A 21,755-nucleotide genomic window follows, 5' to 3' on the forward strand; every position below is an offset into this window, starting at 1 on the left:
GTTATACATTCATTCGTCAGCGATATTGCTCAGGGCAGTTTTGCCACCAGTCTTTCCGGCATTATTCTCAGAATGTTATAAATGATCTTCCATTTGAATCCCGGTACGATGATGAATCCATTGCCGGCTTCTACAACTGCCTTCGCAATAAAGTCAGGCTCCAGCATCAGCGACTCCGGCAGATTCAATCCTGCGGTCATCTTACTGCGGATGTACCCAGCAACGATCACATTGACCGTTACCCTGCCTTTAAAAAGGTACTGGCGCAGGCCGGCCAGGTATTGTGTGAAAGCTGATTTTGTACTGCCATATATAAAGTTACTTTTCCGGCCACGCACACCTGACAGGGAGGATAAACCGATAATCCTGTCCAGTCTTGCGTTCTCTTTATCCATCGCAATAATATTGAGTATAGACACTGCCCCGATATAATGGACCTGCATCATCTGCAGACTACCCGCAAAATCCTGCAGGGCTTCTTCATTGTGCCTGAGATAACCGGCTGCGTATACTACGATATGTGGCTTCTCGGGCAGCTGCGCATAAAATGCAGCATGGCTGTCCACATCAGCGGCATCAAAGTATAAGACGGTCGCCAATTCCCTGAGTGGAGGATGCTGACTGACAAAAGACGAAAGTACATCTGTATTGCGGGAGGCAGCCATTATGCGAAATCCCTTTGCGGCATACCTCAGCATGGCCGCCTTTGCGACGTCTGAGTTAGCACCGAGCAGGAGAACAGTTTTTCTTTGCATACACGTAAATATAGATAGTCTTGTCCGATTTGGGCGAAAAAGGCTGACACCGCGTCAGTATTATACCTGGAAATAGCCGCTCAGCAAAAAATATCCGGCTGCCACTACGATAAGGTCGGCAGCGATAGCCAGCAGCAAAACAGGCCACCAGAATATACCCCAGTAACTCAACATCTTCACAGCGGGATACTGCCCAGGCAGATATTCAAACACGGCTTTCTGCCCTGGTTTCCACCGCCGCATGGAGGTCCCATATATACCTTCATAGGTAAGCAGTTGATTGTCTGCGGTCCTGATCTCGAAAAAAGGACGGTAGTGTTTCGCATCCGCCCCCTGATCCTCCAACAACCTCACTACTATACCTACCAGCCAGTTACCTTGCCTTAACAACCTGCGGCAACGTTGCAGATCGGCCAGGCCGAGAGCGAGTAATATTATGCCAATGATCAGTACAAATGAATAGAGTAACATCAGTTATTGCCTATTTTTACAGTGAAAGTCATTGAAGGGCTACCTGCAGGATTACCGCTCATTACTGTTTGAGTAATTGACGCTGTGGATTGAGTAAATAATATCCAGCACTGATGATAATCAGCGGTAACGCTACAACTATCAGCAATATAGCCATGCCGAACACCTGGAAGTAACCGATCATAACTACCTGCGAGCCACGGTCCGGGTGGTAAAGGAAAGTCGTTTTCTCCCCTATATACCAGGCGGCCGGGTAACTAGCTTCATTATGCTGATAGGTAATATCGGTACCATCCTTTGTGCTGATGGCAAATACCGGGTAATAAGCTTCTTCAAAGGGCACGAGAGAAGTAACGACGCCGGTAACCCGCTCTGCACCTTTGGCAAATTCAATGGCTGCTTTCAGCCTGACAAGTGAGGCGACCAGCAATAGGAGACCCACTACCAAAAATATCGGGTACCGCATTTGCTAAATTTGAATGTTATTTTGATTGATTGCCAGTACATACAGGCCAGTGAGACGAGTTGGAGCTCAGACTCTCTTCTTGCGGCAACCTCCGCAATATAGATTATTTCCCATATAAGAACTGTCTTCCTCCTGACCGGGTAAAAAATACTAATCAAGTCCATCTTGTCTTCGTCGCTTCTTCGTCGCTTGTTCGTCGCTTGTTCGTCGCTTGGACTACCCTTGGACTACCCTAGTACTACCCTTGTTATACCCTTATACCTTCGGGGGTAACGCAGTCATCCATTACCCCTCACCAGGTACGCTGCCAGACCGTTATGGACAATATGCCGGGTGGTAGCTACCAGAAAATCCCAATATGTAATCCCCATACTGCCAAACGGGATTTTTCATATTGGATTTCTTTTAGCACATCCGCAGGAATGCTGGATTCAATTGACTTTTACGAACGAACGGATGATACGCTGAATGCTGCAGCAAATGTATATCACCTATGATCTGTCCAGCTATGATATTCGTTATTTTATATTGTACTGATAAGGGTTTAACAGGTTATTGGGCCTTGATGGTATTGAAAACCACCTGCCTGTCTGCACATCATACATCCTATTATTTTCGTTGTACCAGTCCAGTCCAGGACCTTGTCTCATTTCATTGTTGTGGAGCTGATTGCCTTTGTAACGATGTTTATTCTCCAGATAGGAAGTGCCTTTCAGTGCTTTTGAGCTGATGCCTTCCATGAGTAGACCCATAGGATAATAATGAGTATCTTCCAGCAACGGACCAGACAGATGGCGCACGGTGAAGTTATCAAAGTACATATCTGCCGCAGACTCATTACTCAGATAGATGTAGAGGAAGCCAGACTTTTCTATCACCATCTGCGGAAGCACTACATTCAGGTGTACATCCGGCGGGCCCTGTACCTGCCGTACACCACTATTGCCCGGCACCATGTTAAACTGATGATCAAACAAAACGAAGGAGAGATATGCTTTGGGCCACAACGGATAATTCTGCGCAGGTTCCTGGTTTACCAGCTGCTGATAGGCATTACCGCTAAAGCTCGTGGCTAATGGAGAATTGGGGCCACCAGAGAAGTGTGCGCCCTGTGAAACACTCACGGTGTTAAAGGCCTGTAATAAAGCAGCGACCATGGTTTCAGCGGTATTACCAGAAGTATTGGCCGCAGCAGTTTTATAAAATGCCCTTGTAACGGCAGCAACTGTATCGCCTTTCATAACACGCAATACCAGGGATGGCCCTATTTTAGCGCCATCTACTCCATTAAGTTTCGACACATAACTATTAGGATCTGTGGTATTATCAACAGGATATCCGCTGGGTAATGCAGCCCTGGTATTGTCTATATTACTGAACAGGGTATTTTCAACACCACTCCTGGCAGATTCCATAGAAGCAAAATAATCAGCCGTATCGCGGTTATGACCCAGCACCACACGTACACTACCCTGGTGATCTTTCACAAAAACATCATACACATACTTTATTGGTTGCGACGGCGTATAGATGGCACGTATGCGACCGTCTGCATGAGCAATATGCCGAAGCGTATCACGCTCATACACGAAGCCATTCACATAGTTAATTACACGGGTACTACCCTGTTGTGCACTGGTATCAATAATGATCTTGTTCAGGAGTTCTCCAACAGAATTATACTGCAAATAGATCATTCCCTTTTTTGTGAAGATCACTGAAGGTTGATTGTTCTGGTCGTAGATAATACTGTCAATATCCTTATTCCTGTCTTTAGACATATTTCCATCGGGATCATAAGTATAATCAGCGCTGGTAGTATTAACAGTTTCCCTGAAGTCGCCCAATATCGTCTGTGGGTTATTAGCGTCATCTGTGATATAGCTAAGGCGGTTGGTATTTTCATGATACCCGTATTTCAAACTATCGATAGTCTGTATTGCCATACCATTCATCCCTTTCTGCCGCAGAGCGCGTATATTTCCGCCAATGTCATAAGATACGCCTGTCATGGAAAAATCAGTTTTATCTGCCGACCATACACTACCTCCACTGTTCTGCTGGTTGAAGTCTGCTGTTGTCAGCCTGTTCATATGATCGTAACTATATCCATAAGCACGCGCTGTACCATCGCTACCACTCTTCCATTTGATACCTGACAAAGATCCATTATATTGGTTATTTGTAAAGCCTGACTCATATGAAAGTGTTTGTCCGAACCAGTTCGCTGTGCTATTGGGAGTATTAACAAACGGCCGGTTAATACCAGTCAGCCTGCCACGCAGGTCATACTCATATACCTGCGATTCCTGTGGCCCGCTATCGGCGCTTACAGAGAGTTTCTTGGTCTTGAGCCGGCCCAACGCATCATAGTCCATAGCAGCTACTGATAACTGTAATGCGGGGTTATCATTTAATCGTTTAGTGATAGTATCGAGCCTTCCGTCCGCATCATAGTGATAGATGGTCAGCAGGGTTGTTTGCTGAGTAACAATACTTTTCGGACTTGCCTGACGGAGGTAGGTGCAAATTAACTTGTCCTCGAAATCGTACATATAACTGGTGACGTCATAACCGGCCATCGCATTATCTGCAACCGACTGTACCAGTCTTCCTTTGTTATCGTAATGATAGCGGGTGAGGAACTGCCGGGTAAGTCCGGGGATAGTTGTAACGCGTCCAGTTACGAGCCTGTGGGGCATATTCACAGCTACAGGCGAGGGCGGATCGGTATACTGATTGCTGCCTGCCTCTACTTTCAGTGCATCTGCGCCTGAGTAGGCCAGGTTACCGCCATAGATATAGTTGTCATACATCACCTGGGAGATGAGTGTATAATTTGAGTCGGTATTGACACCGGGAACAGGTTTGGCAGGATCATAGGGGGCCGCATTGATCCTTTTCACCAGAGAGTCCCGGGAGGCAGTGCTAATAAGGTGTCCGGTGGAGCGGGGTCTGTTACTATCGTCATAGTAGTACAATTCCCAGGTATATCTGCTTTTCAGTACACCGGTCCTGGCGGCGATCAGCCGGTTCCTGATATCAAAGATCTGCTCGAGCGAATCACTCCCGGGTTGTTTAGAGATGATCATCCTGCCGCGTGCATCATAACGATACAGCTGGCATAACTGGTCAGCAATGGCAGGCGTGATAATCCAATCGGACTGAATGGCCTGTACAGCTTTTGGCGGGATAACTACCCGGAGCTTTCCAAGATCATCGTATGTGTAATAGGTGCAAGCCCAGCCGGCGTGGCCAGTGCCCGGTGAATCTTCCGCCTGTAGCTTACGTAGAATAATATGTCCTTCAAAATCAGCGTACTCAATCATTTGATGGCCATCTTCATCTATCGTAACCTTTTTGTATAACATTCCGGGAGCATACAGCTGGTTGGTAACAGGTAGCAGATCGCCATCAGCAAAACCCCAGATTCTGACAGAATCGTGGGTTGTATTTGTAATTCGCCGTAGGAGGCGGGGTTTATTACCGGCGGCTTTTGTGTAAGCATTGCCGGGGAGATAGGTCTTTTGAGTATACCCGAGTGGTGAGGTGTCATATTCCGTCTGGTGAAAGAAATAGCTTTCTCCATTGATGCCGGGATTTAGTGTTGTATTCCTATAGAATACTTCCTGTAGCTGGAATGGATCGGCCTTAAAAGTACCGTCGTTGGTATTGCCAGTTAGAGGTACAAACGGCAGGTGCTGATAATAAGCTTTTCCCTCCACCTGATGTAAAGCAGGCATCACGAGGTCGTTACCGGATGGGCTACCCTGTTTCTCCACTATTTGTAAGGGCCTTCCTAGTCCGTCGAGGTAGGTAGTTGACTGCCTGACCTCAGACCGTCCAGCCGCCGGCGACATAACAGCTGCGGGATCTGCGGTACGCATACGGGGCAGCCATGTGCGGACGTAACTGATCTTTGTACGCTGATCAGGCAGCGGCGCCGGAGTTGTTACAGGAGTATATGGAGGAACGGTTACAGGTATGTGCTGGGCAATAGCGGATTGCTTTATACAAAGCAATAAAAGCCCTATAGCAAGTTGATGTGTGCGCATATGACAATTGCTGATCAGGTTATTGTGTAATAGGTTGCTGATATTGATAATCTATCAGTTTGATGATATTTTTCTCCCCATCCTTCACCATATTTAACCGGCCGGTTTCGTCATAAGAATAGTAAGTGATATTACCCCTGTCATCGCAGACGCTCGTCATACCTGTATGTGGCTGATAGCTGTAAGACGTCATTTGTCCGCTCATAGGGAAAAACCGGAGATCGTCTATAATACCGCTGGAAGGGAATGTGATATGCTGCGTAAAGCCGCCGGATATCCAGTGGAGGAAAAAGGTCCATCCATTGACAGTACGTCCTCTTACCGGAGTGAATGGTATTTCTGATGGAAAGGAAATGGGGGTATTGCCTTTCTTCCAGTAAGTAAGTATACCTGTAGGAAAATTCAGTCCGGCGACAAACAATGTACCGCTGGACAAGTCATAGCACCTTTCTCCGACCGGAGAGGTGGTATCACTAACAGGCGTACCTGAATAGCTCCATCCGCCAGTTTCTTCTGTCTCAAAAGAGGTATAGAGTACCATAGATCTGCGCGCATTCAAAACTTCCGCTATTTTATACTGTTGCTTGTAAGCATACAGGTAAGAGACCGGGATGCCATCTATACCAGTCATTTCAGTAACATTGTTATTTGCATCGTAACTGCTGAATGTTGTGATCAGTTCATATCTGCTGTCTTTGATCAAATTACCGCCAGTAATGGAACTGAGTGTATACTCCGACATAGGTAGCGGTGTATTGAGGCTTAACTGGTAGACCTTATCGGGGAAAGGACGGTCTTGCCGGTAAGTAGTCAGGGTAGCGCCGGTGACGTAATCAATGCCATCAATTGTGCGATACTGTATCTGTTCGATGGGCTTTAATACATTCAGACGTCTCAGATTACGTATGCCGATGGCGTCTGCGGTAGTGATAGCAGCAGTATCATAGTCAAACGAATAGATGGTACGTTCATGTATCTGTTCACCTTTACTATTCGGTTTTGTAACGATAGAGGGTAGTGTATGCCTGTCACTAGTAATGCTGTAATCTGTTTGCCTGGTGAGGGTTTGTCCGGAGAAGTAGTCTGTTTCAGACGACTGTAACAAACTGAAGCGATCCGAGAACAGCACACGTTGAGACACCTGATAGCTGTTATTAGCAGGACCTTCCAGTGGGCAATAGGTGGTGTAACCAGCCTGGATACCGGTGGTAAGGTATTGCCTATTCAGCTCATTATATGTATGACGATGTTCTTTTACGAGTTGGTAAGCACTGTCCATGATAGTATATACTTTCCGGTTGAGCAGTTGCACCATATACCATGATGTAGTTACAGGCGGTATATCAGGAAGTGTGTCGGTATTAGCAGCATTCACCGGCAGGAGATATACATTTTCTGTTTTGCCCTGCATGCCGGCTATGCTGGAGTCATACACCGTGACGCGACTATATACAATAGGAACACCTTCATGTGCCCGGATACTATGATCAAAGACGGTTGCCGAAAGGGCGCACGACACGCAGCTTCCGGCGCTATCCCTATTATGTTGAAGGTTGGAAATATAGTATGGAATATCCGGCAATGCAATATTACGAAGGCTGTCTGCATAACTATATGTTTTATAGCTTGATGGAGTGCCGGTACTGTCGTTTGTGATGATTGTTTTCAGTCTTACTCCTCCGACCAGGTATGGCGCTGGCGTACCTACGGGCGTAGTAAGAAAGGGAGAAAGCAAAGTCAGTTGCGTGTAGTCCTCCACCTTCACCTGATTCGGTTCATATTCATAAGCAACGCTGCCTCCGGTAGGAAACACAATAGATTGCAGCATACCGTAGACAGCAGCACTATCAGAATGACGACGTGCGTAGTTTAGTACAGGATCTGTCCAACCGGGGATTAATGCAGCGTAATTGACGTCTGGTATCAGGCCTGTATTACCGGCGGCATTGTAATATCCCCAGTGGTCCTGGTCGTTAGAGAATAAGGCCGGGAAGGTATCATTTTCGTTATAGTAGCTGAACAGCCATTGTTTATCCAGGGTTGAACCATTCCATTCCTGTATAGCAGATAATTTCAGCCGTTTATTCGTATCAAAGTAGCTTTGCACAAAGCGGTAGTCTTTGATCTTTTTATTATTCCCTGCAAAGATCCTGAGTCCGGAAATATAGGGCACAGCGGCACTATCCTGGAGTGTTTTTATATCTTCCCTTGGCAGGGTGCTGACGATAAACTTTACTATTCCCTGATCGAAGATGATAGAATCTGGCAGCAGGCAGCTGATCTCTCTGGTATGAGAATAAGTATTCATACCGTTATCGGCTCCGCAGATACCAGTAGCCGGGGTGAATTGGATAGCAGACCTTTTTTGTTGTATAGTATAGCTATACTTTTTATACTTGAAGAGAATTGTTCTGTTTTCATTGGTAACAATCCGCGACAGATAATAGGCAGCGATATCATTAAATGCGGGATTATACTGTGCTATAGAGGAGTCTTCCGCCCTTGATGGTTCAACAGCCGCGAAGTAGTAGTTATTGTGCTGGTTGTCGAGTATACTGATCTCGTTGTTAAGTCTGAAGATGCGGAAGTCCCGTTTGGGTGCGGTAACAACGTTCATCATTGTATCAAAGTAAAAGGTCCCCTGTGTACCGGAGAAATTATAATAATACTGGTCGAAGGCAGCATCAGCGTTACCGTTAACAACCTGTTCCAGGTAGATGTTTCGTTGTACGTCGCTCATATGGCCTTTCAGGAAACTTTTCAGGTTAGTCATGGAAAGGGATGTTGTACCACTGTCAAAGAGTCCGCCAGGCTTAAAATCGTGCAGGCCATTCTGCCGGAAGGAGATGACACCTCCATAGTGCAGGGACCAGCCATCTCCGACGGAAGAGGGAATTTCGTCAACCTTTAAGCCACTTCTATGATACCGGAGCCTGATCGGTAATGGGAATGAGCCAATACGCAGATCTGCCAGGGGTATACTAATGTCTGGAATACCGATACTTTCTGACGCTGGGATGCGGACACTATTCTGGATAGCGAGAACATCATGGGACTGTGGAACTAGCTGCGGCAATAGGTGCTGTTGCTGTCGGGCCATTAAAGGCAGCTGCATCGACAACAGCAGGAATACTATAAAAACAGCGCCCGGGAAACGGTGTGCTCCCGTAAGGGATTGATATAACAACATGTCTGTAGAACTTAAGCAGGTGATAGCAATAATATTTAGCGGGAGTAGCCGAAACGGATCTTCAGTGGTTCCGTAAAAGGTGCTTGTTGTCTTGCAAGAAAATCATACAACAGGGTGATATTACCTTTGAGTTTGGGGCTTACTTTGTAAGAATACCGTACGCCCAACAAGGCACTTGTCTGCCAGCCGTTCCAGTTCCTGAGTTGCGCGATGTGTGAGAGGGCCGAATAGTAATTCATTTCCATACCACCATTCAAGGAAAAAGCATTTCTGATCCTGTAGTCAACAAACGATCTCAACCCCGCTCCTTTACTGGAGAGGGCGATTCTATCGAGCGACCCCATGCCTAACTTATAGGCTACACCAATACCGGCACTGCCTTTTCCATTAAATTTATACGCCGCCTGAAGCGCGATATCTCCAATAGCCGGGAACCAGTTATTCGTTCGCTGGAACTGTACATTTCCGCCTAATTCGATCCGTTGCAGCAATCGCTTACCCTTCATCGGGTTCGGCATAAAATCGGGCATTTCTGCGCTATTATTCAGGGTAGGAAACTTCTCTTTCAATCCTTCGATCTGTTCTCTGGCCTGACTGACTTGTCCGGTAACAAGCTGTCGGGCACCGGCATCGGTGCCTATCCGTTGCTGCAACAGTCTTTCTACCTGACTTCGGGTTTGTAGTCCAGCGAGCGCCTGTTCAGCATTCATAGCGCTGCCAGCGCCCATAAGGTTGGCAAGTGCAGAGTGTTTATTAAAAAACGCTTTGAATGCGGTAGACTTTCTCAACAGCGCCATCGCCCTTTCAGTAGCTTTATCTTTATCTTGTAGTATATCAATATACGTATGCACCTGCTCTTTGTAATAGTAAACCTGTTTGCCAAGCTGCAGCAACTCTTTTCCGAACATGGAATACCGGGACAACTGCTCTTTCAGCAACTGCTGTCGTTCCTGCATATAACGGCCTATCTGCGCGGATTGACCAATGGCATCCTGCAACTCACTTACGCGTTCCTGCAGATCTCCAGACGGCGACAGGAACCTGGCAACTACCTGCAATGTATCGAGATGGCTGTTGTAGGATATTTGCACGCTGCTCCCCGTTTTCAAACCAGCCTTTGCTAATTTACGGAGATGCCGGAGGCTGTCGATAGACCGGTCAAAGATCCGGTGGGCGGCAGCTGGATCTGCTTTTATAAGTTTTGTCCGCATGCGTTGTTCCTGTGAGACAAACCAATCCAAAGACTTTTGGGTCTTTTGCTGAATAAGGCTATTAATTTTGGTCGTCTTCTGCCGGACTTTCACATAGTATTGCCTGGGCAAGGAGGTGTCCTGTGCGAAGGAAGCGACTGTTATCAATAGTAACAGTGGGGTTAAAAGTTTTTTCATAAAACGTGGTTCACTGATATAAGGTTATTGGTGTTAAAACGTAAGTGTGCTACAGTAGAATGCTTGATACTGGTGGTTGCTGATTATCTGAGTATTTGGTTAACACGGAAGGCGGGGATAAAGTTCAAATAATAATTGACGGTAGCAAATAGTAGATAACGGAAAAAATTTATACAGATTTAGAAATATATTTCATTGTGATTAGAAAAGTATATACATTTGCGTCCCTGACACGGAACAATAGATGCCCAGATGGCGAAATTGGTAGACGCACTGTGTTCAGGTCGCAGCGCTCGCAAGGGTGTGCTGGTTCGAATCCAGTTCTGGGCACTAAAAACAGAAAAACCGCTCTAGTAGCGGTTTTTCTGTTTTTCAATGTTTATAACATTTTTATAAGTCGTTTATTTTCATGCTAGAATAGGTTCGATTCCGGGTTTTATTTTTTCTTCATCTCATCCAATTTCAAATACTCACACCGTCATATGATCACAGTATGAATATACTGATGTTACAAAATAAGGGTATTAGTTGACATTAATTTATTAGTAATTAGCGTTAATGAGCTGGACATCATACTTCAAACAATTGAATTGAATTGAATACTATAATCGTAGTCGGACGCATGCTAGCAAATACTGCTTCGAACGGACTCCCTTACCAACTATTGAAGAGATAGCGCCCTTAGCAAAAAAAAACCGCCATACTACCTCCCACCAGCTACCCACTGCTCGTATGAACAATAGAGGAACATATTCACCTGTATTGACTCCTTTGAATACAACTGTAACGATGGAAGCACTTATATCCATTTAATAATAAGACCTCACATGTATATGCTTTATTTGGAACTTAAATTTTTCCGGTAAGCCCGTAAAAGCAGTTTCTATATAAAAAATATCTCCAAACGTTTCAGCTATCCGAATTAACAAGACACTCAACCCAAATATGCTGTTAAGCAGAAAAAAATATAGTGACTTATCCTCGTATTAGTGACTCAGATAATAAATGGGAACAACAATCAACACCTCTTATACATGGAGTAATACAATACCGAACTATCCCACGAAATTATCTCTTAAAATAGTTTTTTCATAGAACTTATTCGGGTTGTCAATATCTACAATTGGATTTTTAATAATTAGATTACCATCAACCGCATTAGTCACAGTGTGTCTTTTAATCTTAAAATTAAGACATATTGTATCTTGATCCCCACCATAAAAGTAATGAGGTACTTCACAATTTAAAACATACAAATTGGCACAGCCGGCTTTATGAAGTCCATTAATCTCAGTTCTAATTACTTCCGGACTATCTATATTCACGAGCAAATCTTCATGATTATTATTGTCCATCGGTGACTGATAAGTTAAAATATTCAAACTCGAATAAATCGGTATAATTATTTCATAACCATAGTGAGAACTTAATCGCACAGCTTTCTCCTTTTTTCGATGGGCTGGCACATTTATAAGTTTCAAGGATATAACGGACTCTCGGAAAGCAGGCCATTTCTCAAAAATGCTATTCAAATAAATTTCCTCCCAAACTGTATTACTAAACTTATTTAAATCAAACACGGCATTAGACATAGATGTTTTGAACAAACTAATGTAATCTACTTTCTTGCTCGGGAGTTTATTTATATAATAATCAAAATAATGACTATGGGAATAGTGATTGCTCTTCTCCGAATTAAATCCGCTCTCAAACTTTATCCCGCTTTCATTATACAAAATCAAAACACCGTAACCACTTTTATGAATATTTAGTTGAGATTTAGGTAAGACAGCCTTAGAGTCGAGCTTTTGATTACACTTGAGCCAACCAATATTATTCGACCTAAAATCAAGAGTTTCTGAATCTTTAAAAATCCATTCGCATTCTCCACCAATTTTGTAAAAAACAATTTCTTCTGCTTCTATCTCTGGAATCTCAATTTTTTGTCCTCTATTTTCATCAAAATGCAACATGAAAATCTCGCACTTATATTCGGGTCCAGAATTAGGAGCATCCATTCTATAAATGCTTTTCAGATTATGTAACGGCTTGATAATTTTTGAACCAATGCTTTCTTCTCCACTGCATTTAGCGTCTCTTGGAATTTCAATTGGATTTTCTTCGGCAACCTCTAGTTCTGGTACCTTTTCTTGAATAAATTTGCTAAAGAATTCATTAATGTGTGCATTTTCAATTTTCAACAATGCATCACGTAAGATTCTAATATCAGATCGTTCTGAGTTAACACTTGAAAACTCCTTTAAGGAACGAGCGAATTCAGTACATAGATATATAAATTCCTTTTTTAAAGCCCCATGTACACGGCTTAATTCGACCTGAAAAGCATAGAAATCAGCCAAGTTGATATAATCTGAAATGCTTCTAACGCCCCGTAATTTTTCCTGTTGATCTTCTGGTAGTGACTCCGTCACCGGCAAGTTAGACATCTCATAAAAATCATATAGAGAGTCTTGTATTTTTGCATCTTCAAAATCATTCAAATAGGATAGAATATTGCGCAAATGCTCGGATTTAGGGAATGTTTTTCCCGTCAACCATTGAGAAATAGCAGCCTCGGAAACCATTAAGTATTGGCTCCATTGGGTACGATTCAGGACTTTAGTGTCATCAATTAACTTGATCAACATCTCTCTAAATAGATTTTTCATTTTGTTTGTTTTTCTTCAAACCACATTTTAATTTCACTATTCCCGTTTGTTCTTAGTTGGCTAGTTTGTTCAATTCCTTCACCTAATTTTGCAATCCGTAGCAGCTCTGTAGCTGTATGAAAAGCAAGTGTTGCTTTTCCTGGCCCTGCCATGTAGATATTTTTATAACCGCATTGATCAAAGGTATTGCTGTCATATATCCATGGCAAATAAGCGGCACTTTCGGTTTTGTAACATACACTAAAATTATTGTCATCCTCAAGGAATAATTCCAATTTACTTTTTAAGTCTGGATATCCTCCTGATTGACAAAAATTTTGAAGGAACAACTCTTTATCTTGCGTCGTTACATTCATATCTTTCGGCAACTGGTGAATATTTTCAACAGGAGTATAAATAGAATCACCGAGTAAATGAAGCTTTTTGCCGGATAAATCCTTGACAGTGTTAATATTTGTATTATTAATCTTATTAATGAAAATTGGCACTTTAAGATCTATAAAATTCAGAGACTTCATTAATACACATCGTCTAGCCTTAATTTTTATATTTTCTTCAATGCCTAAAGGTTCGAGGAAGCGTATAGTATTCAAACCAGTCAAAACAAATAAAACACCTGGATCAAATTCTTCATTATCCACTTGAACTGAATAACCATTTTTTGTTAATGCATTCTTTTTTAGAACTGCGTTTCCTTTTATAGATGAGAATTTAAAATTGGCAAAACTTATTGAATCCTCACAGAATCTTAACAACCCACCTTCATCAAATGGCTGATCCGGCGTCCAAATAAATTTAGATCCTTTGCTATAGCTTTCAGAGTTTAAAAAATCATTTCCCAATTTCTCCCTTGCTTCATTTGTATTGAGATAATGATTAGGATATATAAATCCATGGGCACGAAGAAATGATATCTTTTTTTCTGCTTCTTCTTCTGACTTCACCGCCATTATGGCTGCTTGACGTAACATTCTTTCATTTCGCAAGTCCATAAGTTTGCGGCCATGAAATATACAAAGTTCTGCGACTTCGCGCTCCACACTGTCATCGAGGTTATACAAAAGGCCACTCTGCAACCAAGATTGATTTCTAAGTGACGACGTGTGTAATTCGCGAGACGAAATAATTACAGCACTTTTGACCGTATTCAATCGACTGATTCTTTGAGCTAAGACCCAAGCCAAGATACCCCCACCAACTATTAGGACATCGACCTTTTTCATGCAAATGTTTTTGGCAGTATAAAAATACAATTAAGCCGCAATTAAGCAAAATTAAATTTACTTAATAAAATGGCTCTTTAGAAAATATCAATAAATTATACATGTATATATTTCAATATATTACCTAAAGCCTGCTGTCTCTATAACTATCTTTGATGTAAGCCAGCGGCAGATACCGGACTATTATACATTGATAATAGAAGCAATGCTAATTTCATGATTAAAGAATGTCAGCTTCAATTCGGCTGAGTAACACACAAAATATCATTTGAAGTTGCTCAAACTATAGTTGGGTAACATCATTTATTTCGGAGTCATACTTTTAGAAGTTCATTTGTTGTCAGAAAGACAACAAATTTTGTGATTATAAGTATAAATCTAGGTGCAGTCGCATATATATGATCATCGTGTACATATGCAGAATGTGATTGTATTCATTCAGGAGTAATTCAATACCCTAGGCATAGTTGACATGTAAATAAGTTGACTTTATTTATTCGTAATTATCCTTTTTTTGAGGATTAACTGATTCCTATCTCCAGCTTTCCAATAACCGGTATCCTTCTTACTCACAATTCTGACACGACAGTCGATATGTACTTTGACACTGCCAATGATTATAACATAAATGGAAAGGCAGGAGAAATGCCTCCGACCTTTCCATTTATTATTGTTTTACAGCTCTGTTTCGTTCTGCAAGACTAAACTTATCCCTTAGTTACAAAAAGGATAGAGCGGGCAAAGTTTCAGCTTAGCTTTCTTGATAGATTCGTAGCTAACTTCAAACTCCTCAGTATTGTTGGTCTTCGGCGTCTGTGCACCTTTGATTTCTGTCAGCAAGGCGCGGTAACGTTCAATGATTTTAGCCAGATTTTTGCTTGATCCGTCATGCTGGTAGGCCTCTGCAGCTTTCTGTGTTAAAACATCAAATGCTTTATTAGCGTTGTCGTTAATAACGACATCTGCCAATATCTCACGTTTGGCTTCCGCCAGTTTTGCATTCAACGAGTCTTTAGACTGCGCTTTGGTCTGCAGACAAAAAAGCAGCAGGAATCCACATAATAGTTTGTACATCTTCATAAGATTTAGTTAAAAGGAAACCAAATGAGTGCGGTGCAACAGCCAAATAGTAGCGTCTGGTGCCACACTAGCCAGGCATTTAGTCTCCGAAGTTGTAAAAATACCAACTACCTGGTAGTTTTACAAACTCACGGGCAGCCGGGCACTCAAAAAGTCCACCAGCATCTCGAAAGTATACTCACTACAGGGCAGCGAATCCTTTACATTACGCTCTTCCGCTGTCAGATCCCTCAGTAGCACAATCTGTTTCCTTTGATCAATCTCTTTTAACAGCAGACAATTCACCAAGGGAGCATTTCCCCACCAGACATTAATATTATTGTTCTCTCCTATATACTGTCCGGTATAAGTAACCAGCAGCGGGATATTATCGATAGCTAAGCCATTGATAAGCAAATTATTGAAGATACTGGAAGCACAGTGCATTAACCCGGTACACGGACCCAAAACCACCTTTGTGTACTTAGAGCCAATGAGGGTCAGATCTTCCCGGAATCCAAGCTTCTTTGAAATAATGATATTGTTCATTTTTTCCTCCCCAAGCCATTCCAGGTAGAAGGCGCTTTTACCAATATCCTTTTCGTCAAAGATCAGCACTTTAACATTCGGCTGTTCCAGCAACCAGCCAAGTAAGTCAAAATAAACACGGATATCCAGCAGTTTATGTCTTTCAGAGGCAGAATCAAACATAATATATAGATCATCTTCTTCGCCAACTCCTTGTGAGGCTAACCAGGTGTTTGCCCACTCATTTTCTTCTGTGGTTAAGTATAATTCACAGGGAGTGGTCGCACTGGAAGCCAGGGTATAATCCCTGAGGGGTTGATACTCCGGAAATACATAGGTAATATTCTTCAGAGGTACCAGTATTCCTTCTGAAAATGAGCATATTGCCAGTCTGAACTGATCTTTGGTCAGGAGGTCCTGATATGTATCATGCAGAAACTCCAGCAATGCCTGCTCTTTGTAAGTCACACATATCAACAGGTCATATTTGCTGAAATCAATGTCTGCCCAGTCATCATCCCTGATGCTGTCGAAGTTCGGGTTATTGGCGAGCAGGGCATGATAGTACCTCATATTCTTTTTATTGAGGAAATTCAGTTCTACCTTAGCTTTGTGGAAAAATGTCCTGACATATCTCAGGTTATCAAACAGAATGCAGGTATCCCCAATGTAAAAGGTTTTCTCTTCGTATATTATCAGTACATTCCTGATATTCTCCACATGAATATTAGCAGTATTCTTCCGGATTACATCCAGTGTATTCTCTAAAACATTCATAATAGACACTTTTAAAGTTGGTAATCAATGTCAATGAATAGCCGCCAGTATTAACTGTAATGTGCGGTTGGCGCGGTAGCCACCTCTGAGCGTCATTCCCAGCCTAATTACTGCCAGATCTTTTGATGGTATAATGAAGATGTTTTGTCCCTGAAAACCGTCAGCATAAAACATGTCGTCAGGTGCATCCTGAAAAGTTCTGTGGCCATCACCCTTCTGCTTTCCTGTGTTTAGCCAGAAGGTATATCCGTAACGATCAAAGTTGGCTGCCGGACCAGGACTGATTGTTTGTTTCACCCAATTCTCAGACAATATCTGTTCGTTATTAAAACGGCCCTTATTGAGGTATAATAATGCAAACCTCGCCCAATCCCGGGCAGAGGCATAGATGTAGGAAGAACCCACATAAGTACCTGATGCATCCGGTTCCCACAGACTGTGATACATTCCAAGTTTGTAGAACAGTGCCTTATACGGGAAAGCATGATAGTCCTGCTCCCCGACTACATTCCTGATAATCTGCGAAACGATGTTGGTATTTCCACTGGTATATCTAAATCTGGTACCCGGCACAGTGTCCAGTGAATGATCTGCTGCGAAGCATCCCATACAGCTTTTAAGGTAAAGCATGCTGGTTACGTCAGACCGTTTACTGTAGTCTTCGTCGAAGCGTAGCCCACTGCATTGCTGCAAGAGATCTTTTGTAGTAATAGCATGCCGCTTATCAGTTGGCTGCTGCCAGTCGCTAACCGGAACTGGAGCATCCACATCCAGTTGCCCGTTTTGTGCCAGCAAGCCGGCCAATGCACCGGTCACACTCTTCGCCATACTCCAACCGAGTAGCATTGAGTGTTGCGAAAAGCCAGGTGCATATCTTTCGGCAATGATCTGCCCCCGGTAGACAACTACCACGGCACGGGTCAGCTTCCTACGGCTGCTATCCTGTTCGGTAAATAAAAAGTCTATGGCCTCATTAAGCTGTTGGTTATCTACATTAGCGGGAATGGTGTCTGCAACCTTATCTCCCATCGGCCATGCTACCGTTGACATATTTATTGTATCTGGTGGAGGGATGGCAAATGATTGTCTGCGAATAACATCTTCTGCTAACTCACTGATCAATGTAGCTCCTACTCCTTTCCGGTAAAGCGCCTTCCTCCCGGAAAATCCAAATACACTGGCAGTTACGCTGCTATCCTTATAATCAACACTACAGCGGGCCAATGATAACGGAAAAGCGCTCAGGTCCTGCGCTGTTACACGGTCAGGTTGACGCCCGCCTATGAAGACTTCCGAGCACATTATTTTGGCAGCATAACCACTGATAATGGGAAAAGTGCTGTTACCTACGTAAATGATCACTGCCAGCAGAACAACAACTAAGCTAATACCAGTGATGTAAATGATCTTTCTTATCCTCATAGATGTGCATTAAACAAGGCGGCTTCCGGCCATAGGAGTGTAATGAAACGCAAGTGCTGCCAGTTCTGCCATCCTGCCTGTCAGCTGCCTCGTTTCCTCCGGATGATAAATATACTTAGCAAAGGTACTGGTAAGGTTACCGTCATTAGTAATCCAGCCAAGTTCCATTAACTCACTGAAAGCTTTAGCATCATATGCACCGTTGTTTGCGGTAGATGTACTTCCAGACCATAAATCCTTCTTAAAATATCCACGCAGAAACCAGCGGTCCATTCCATTAAAAGTAGGTGTATAACCGGTCCTTGTGTGACAGGTAATATGGTTATTCAGTAGTAAGGCATTACCTGGCGCAATCACCGCGCCTACCGTCTTTGCTTCTATAAAATCTTCCAGCTCAGACAACCAGTTCACCGCATCCATATCTATACAGTCTGTGCCGTTGAAGTTAATATTCAACCTAAAGCTACCTGCTTCCCTGCATAATGGCGGCTCAAATGAATAGCTGGCGGTACCCATCGGTATACCCGCCTGTTCCATCTGTACATACAAATCAGGTGCTTTCAGACGGAACCAGTTGCTGATATCCAGGCTGCTATCCTGCCATTTGCTGTTCTCAAACATTTGTGTGGAGAAAACCAGCGTTCTAGCATCAGGCGCTTCCCTTATACCTTGGAGTATCAGGTAATCAGGCCTCTTCCTGTGCCAGGCGCTTTCACAGTGAAAAGGGAAGTTATTGTCGAAGCCGCCTGCTCCCTTTTGTGCTTTCAGTTTGTAAACAGGTACGATATTGTCAATCAATGGCGCTTTCCCCTGTCCTTCCTGCCTGAAATTAAAGGGTTCTGCGCCTGTAAGCGCGCCCAGTGCCATTAACATGGCTTCTGACACAAATGTTTTCTTATAATCAGGTGACAGTGGCCCACCAATAGAAGGAGTCTCCGGCAAATCTTCATCAATAGGAACGCCTTTCACCTGTACGGCCCCAAATCCCTGTTGAAGATGCTGATCAATAAACTGACGAGCTGCTGGTGAAAAGGCTGCGGCTATTTGCTTCGCTCCGAGAATAAAGTCTTCCTGTTCTTCTGTTTTGTATGGGTTGGCCTTAATCGATAGGGCCATTTGGGTAAACAATTCGGTCTCTTGTGCAGAGAGTTGCAATATGCATGTTTCAGGGAATGCAGCAATATTTTCTCGTGCATAGGTCAACGGCTTTGTACTGCGATAATTTATCCAGTTCATGTTGGCGGTTTTACGGGTTATACTAAACGCGGGTATATCTGTAAGGGTTCTTTATTCAACCCTGTTCTGTTCATCCTGGATACCACTTTTACGCTCTCGCGCATTACCGGATTTACCAAATCTGTAATTAACTCCGAGCGTGATACGATGGGTGTCAAACCTGTTGGAAAGCGATACTACGCCCTCCGGTATAAAAATGTCTCGATTCACTATCCAACTGCGGAAGATGTCCTGGCCTGTCAGGGTAAGTGTTGCTTTATTCTTGAATATTTTCTTCTGCACCGCTGCATTCATACGCCATGCAGGGGCCAATACAGCCTGTCCGATGACCATTTTATTCTTATACAATCCACTCAGCTCTGCACTCCATCCTCCACCTAACTTTACCTGAGTACTGCCATTCACCCGGAACGTCGTACGACTGTTATCAATATATTCATCCGCTCCCACTCTGCCTTTAAAGGTAGCCCTGACCAGTTCAAGATAAAGGTTAGCACTCCACCATTTTGTCAGATCAAAGGAAAGGTTCGTATTGATACCAAAATTCGTCACCAGATCGATATTGACAGGCTTGGCAATCAAGGCGCTGTCTACCTGCTCATAAATCTGCGTAATAGTTCCTCCTACACGACTATAAGCCAGGGTAACCGTATAGTCGCCGGCATTACTGTATGATAACTCAAAGTTGTTGGCATACTCTGGTCGCAGTAATGGATTGCCCGTATAAGAGGTATATTTATCAAAGAAAAATACAGACGGATTCAAATCCTGATAGCCAGGACGGGAGATTCTTCTTCCTGCTGATAAAGTCAGTACATTAACGCCTGCCGTGTCCAGCTTGTAAGAGAGGTAAGCATTCGGGAACAGGTTGGTATAATCAATCTTGAACAATGAATCGGGCATGGTAGCCGTCTCAAAGATATGGCCTTCCGAAATTGTATTCTCCAACCTGAGACCAGCCACCAGTGAAAACCGCTTATAGTCTTTATTAAAGTTAACATACAGGGAATTGATGTTTTCTTTATAACCAAACTTATTGTTCAGATGTGAAGCTGGCTGCAATACATCCCCTACACTGTTAAAGTATATCCCTTCGCTGTTTCTCTCAGATAAGATGGCCTGGGCTCCTGCCTCGAATTTAATGCCTCCGAAGATCTCCTGAGCGTAATCTGCCTTTCCGCTGTAAATTCTCGCACGGAAAGGATTATCTGACGTAAGATTGTAATAGGCAGATATCGTCTGATCAGGAAGATAGGTCGTACTTGCAGACAGCTGATCCTGCTCATATTTGTAATTTAGATGGTCAAGGTCTACCGTAAGTACATTGCCGGCTTTACCAAACTGATGACGGAAGTTTACGTTTGCAGTCAGATTCCTGGATCTCTCCTTCAGTTTACTCAGTATATAAATAGAAGAATCTACACTTCCCCGTGGCTTCAGAAAAGCGATATCATAATTGCCATTCTCTCTGTACGGAGACATATTGTTACCTGCAAACATAACGCCGATACTGCTATTGTCACTGATCTTATAATCTGCGCCCAGCTTATAGTTTACACCCTGCCGCCGGCTCTTCTCCACATAATGCTGTTGCAAGGTGTAGTTTTGAGAAGTATCCTTGTAGTCATACCGGCGGGTACGATCGGAATTTACAAAATTGTACAACAGGGAATAACCTGCATTGCCAAAGAGACTCCATTTATCATTCCTGTAATTGAAGTTAAATGAATTGTTGGTCTGTGGATATACCCCCTGGCTGTAACTGGCATTGACGTTGCCATTAAAACCTTTCGTTTTGGAACGTTTCGTCCGGATGTTGATAATACCACCAGCACCATCTGCATTATATCTTGCAGGAGGATTTGACATAATCTCAATCTTGTCTACCACGCCGGAAGGAAGTGATTTGAGATAACTCACCAGCTCTCTGCCGGTAAGAAAGGTCGGCTTATCGTCGATAAAAACCCTTACCCCTTCCTTCCCTCTCAGATTAACATTACCGCCATCATCGACTGTTACGCCAGGAGAATTGTTCAGGGCTTCAAAGGCAGTCGTACCAGTATTAGCAATCAGCGCATCTACACTTACTACTACCCGGTCTATCTTCTGCTCAACAAATGCTCTACGTGAACTTACCACTACTTCATTCAGTGAAGCTGCATTGCTTTGTTCCAGCAGGATATCTCCAAGCACAATTTCTCTGTTTTGCTTGTCTACCAGGATCTGTTCAACCCTATGCTTTTTAAATCCCAGGTAGCTGATGGTAAGATTGTAACTACCATTAGTGACATTGTCAAAAGAGAAAGCACCATTGTTATTGCTTAATGCTGTCTTTTTATTTAAAGAGTCGGAAATACTTTCCAGCAGCACAGAAGCACCGGGTACATTTTCTTTTGTACGTCCATCCTTAACGGTTCCTTTTATATGAGCCTGCGTGTTTTCCTGGGCATAACAATCATTCAGCAATATCAAAAAGATAGTCAAACAAAACAGGATGTTTCTTTTTACCATAACGA

General features: G+C 43.2%; 13 protein-coding genes and 1 tRNA gene. 1 reads left to right on the forward strand and 13 read right to left on the reverse strand.

The genetic code is table 11. From position 1 onward, the window contains the following. Positions 1-29: 29 nt before the first annotated feature. The 6 genes from K1Y79_RS03060 to K1Y79_RS03085 all read right to left on the reverse strand — a co-directional run bounded on the left by K1Y79_RS03060 (position 30) and on the right by K1Y79_RS03085 (position 10,325). Positions 30-755, reverse strand: a complete 726-nt coding sequence (locus tag K1Y79_RS03060) for an SDR family NAD(P)-dependent oxidoreductase (protein ID WP_220248523.1) — start codon at positions 753-755, stop codon at positions 30-32. A gap of 60 nt (positions 756-815) precedes the next feature. Further along, complete coding sequence (locus K1Y79_RS03065) at positions 816-1,226, reverse strand: hypothetical protein (protein ID WP_220248524.1); 411 nt, start codon at positions 1,224-1,226, stop codon at positions 816-818. 61 nt (positions 1,227-1,287) lie between these two features. Then, complete coding sequence (locus K1Y79_RS03070; RefSeq protein ID WP_220248525.1) at positions 1,288-1,692, reverse strand: DUF3592 domain-containing protein; 405 nt, start codon at positions 1,690-1,692, stop codon at positions 1,288-1,290. A gap of 518 nt (positions 1,693-2,210) precedes the next feature. Continuing rightward, positions 2,211-5,747: a DUF6443 domain-containing protein gene (locus K1Y79_RS03075; protein ID WP_220248526.1), complete on the reverse strand. Its 3,537-nt coding sequence runs from the start codon at positions 5,745-5,747 to the stop codon at positions 2,211-2,213. A 19-nt stretch (positions 5,748-5,766) separates the two neighbouring features. Beyond that, positions 5,767-8,937 carry an RHS repeat domain-containing protein gene (locus tag K1Y79_RS03080; protein WP_220248527.1) on the reverse strand — a complete coding sequence of 1,057 codons (3,171 nt, stop codon included), beginning with the start codon at positions 8,935-8,937 and terminating at the stop codon, positions 5,767-5,769. Positions 8,938-8,972: 35 nt separating this feature from the next. Continuing rightward, positions 8,973-10,325, reverse strand: coding sequence for a hypothetical protein (locus K1Y79_RS03085; RefSeq protein WP_220248528.1), 1,353 nt, complete (start codon positions 10,323-10,325; stop codon positions 8,973-8,975). 246 nt (positions 10,326-10,571) lie between these two features. Here K1Y79_RS03085 and K1Y79_RS03090 point away from each other — a divergent pair. Further along, positions 10,572-10,655, forward strand: a tRNA-Leu gene (locus K1Y79_RS03090). Between the two features lie 725 nt (positions 10,656-11,380). On the opposite strand, the gene K1Y79_RS03095 is transcribed toward K1Y79_RS03090, so the two are convergent. From K1Y79_RS03095 to K1Y79_RS03125, 7 genes are all read right to left on the reverse strand, one after another. Continuing rightward, positions 11,381-12,994 carry a hypothetical protein gene (locus tag K1Y79_RS03095; RefSeq protein WP_220248529.1) on the reverse strand — a complete coding sequence of 538 codons (1,614 nt, stop codon included), beginning with the start codon at positions 12,992-12,994 and terminating at the stop codon, positions 11,381-11,383. Continuing rightward, the gene (locus tag K1Y79_RS03100; protein WP_220248530.1) at positions 12,991-14,217 is read right to left on the reverse strand and encodes an FAD-dependent oxidoreductase; all 1,227 of its coding nucleotides are present in this window, start codon (positions 14,215-14,217) and stop codon (positions 12,991-12,993) included. The genes K1Y79_RS03095 and K1Y79_RS03100 overlap by 4 nt, the downstream gene beginning before the upstream one ends. Positions 14,218-14,931: 714 nt before the next feature. Then, complete coding sequence (locus K1Y79_RS03105) at positions 14,932-15,291, reverse strand: hypothetical protein (RefSeq protein WP_220248531.1); 360 nt, start codon at positions 15,289-15,291, stop codon at positions 14,932-14,934. Between the two features lie 126 nt (positions 15,292-15,417). Then, entirely contained in the window at positions 15,418-16,581 is a 1,164-nt protein-coding gene (locus K1Y79_RS03110) for a glycosyltransferase family 9 protein (RefSeq protein WP_220248532.1), read from the reverse strand. Positions 16,582-16,611: 30 nt separating this feature from the next. Beyond that, positions 16,612-18,003: a serine hydrolase domain-containing protein gene (locus K1Y79_RS03115; protein WP_220248533.1), complete on the reverse strand. Its 1,392-nt coding sequence runs from the start codon at positions 18,001-18,003 to the stop codon at positions 16,612-16,614. Between the two features lie 9 nt (positions 18,004-18,012). Next, positions 18,013-19,239: a Fe(II)-2OG oxygenase family protein gene (locus K1Y79_RS03120; RefSeq protein ID WP_220248534.1), complete on the reverse strand. Its 1,227-nt coding sequence runs from the start codon at positions 19,237-19,239 to the stop codon at positions 18,013-18,015. Between the two features lie 51 nt (positions 19,240-19,290). After that, the gene (locus K1Y79_RS03125) at positions 19,291-21,750 is read right to left on the reverse strand and encodes a TonB-dependent receptor domain-containing protein (RefSeq protein ID WP_220248535.1); all 2,460 of its coding nucleotides are present in this window, start codon (positions 21,748-21,750) and stop codon (positions 19,291-19,293) included. Between the last annotated feature and the right edge of the window lie 5 nt (positions 21,751-21,755).

The sequence above is a fragment of the Chitinophaga rhizophila genome, assembly GCF_019492185.1.
Lineage (GTDB): Bacteria > Bacteroidota > Bacteroidia > Chitinophagales > Chitinophagaceae > Chitinophaga > Chitinophaga rhizophila.

Coding starts and splice junctions, on each gene's coding strand:
- K1Y79_RS03080 (WP_220248527.1), bottom strand. CDS start 8,937: ATGTTGTTATATCAATCCCTTACGGGAGCACACCGTTTCCCGGGCGCT.
- K1Y79_RS03070 (WP_220248525.1), bottom strand. CDS start 1,692: ATGCGGTACCCGATATTTTTGGTAGTGGGTCTCCTATTGCTGGTCGCC.
- K1Y79_RS03085 (WP_220248528.1), bottom strand. CDS start 10,325: ATGAAAAAACTTTTAACCCCACTGTTACTATTGATAACAGTCGCTTCC.
- K1Y79_RS03065 (WP_220248524.1), bottom strand. CDS start 1,226: ATGTTACTCTATTCATTTGTACTGATCATTGGCATAATATTACTCGCT.
- K1Y79_RS03125 (WP_220248535.1), bottom strand. CDS start 21,750: ATGGTAAAAAGAAACATCCTGTTTTGTTTGACTATCTTTTTGATATTG.
- K1Y79_RS03120 (WP_220248534.1), bottom strand. CDS start 19,239: ATGAACTGGATAAATTATCGCAGTACAAAGCCGTTGACCTATGCACGA.
- K1Y79_RS03110 (WP_220248532.1), bottom strand. CDS start 16,581: ATGAATGTTTTAGAGAATACACTGGATGTAATCCGGAAGAATACTGCT.
- K1Y79_RS03115 (WP_220248533.1), bottom strand. CDS start 18,003: ATGAGGATAAGAAAGATCATTTACATCACTGGTATTAGCTTAGTTGTT.
- K1Y79_RS03060 (WP_220248523.1), bottom strand. CDS start 755: ATGCAAAGAAAAACTGTTCTCCTGCTCGGTGCTAACTCAGACGTCGCA.
- K1Y79_RS03095 (WP_220248529.1), bottom strand. CDS start 12,994: ATGAAAAATCTATTTAGAGAGATGTTGATCAAGTTAATTGATGACACT.
- K1Y79_RS03075 (WP_220248526.1), bottom strand. CDS start 5,747: ATGCGCACACATCAACTTGCTATAGGGCTTTTATTGCTTTGTATAAAG.
- K1Y79_RS03105 (WP_220248531.1), bottom strand. CDS start 15,291: ATGTACAAACTATTATGTGGATTCCTGCTGCTTTTTTGTCTGCAGACC.
- K1Y79_RS03100 (WP_220248530.1), bottom strand. CDS start 14,217: ATGAAAAAGGTCGATGTCCTAATAGTTGGTGGGGGTATCTTGGCTTGG.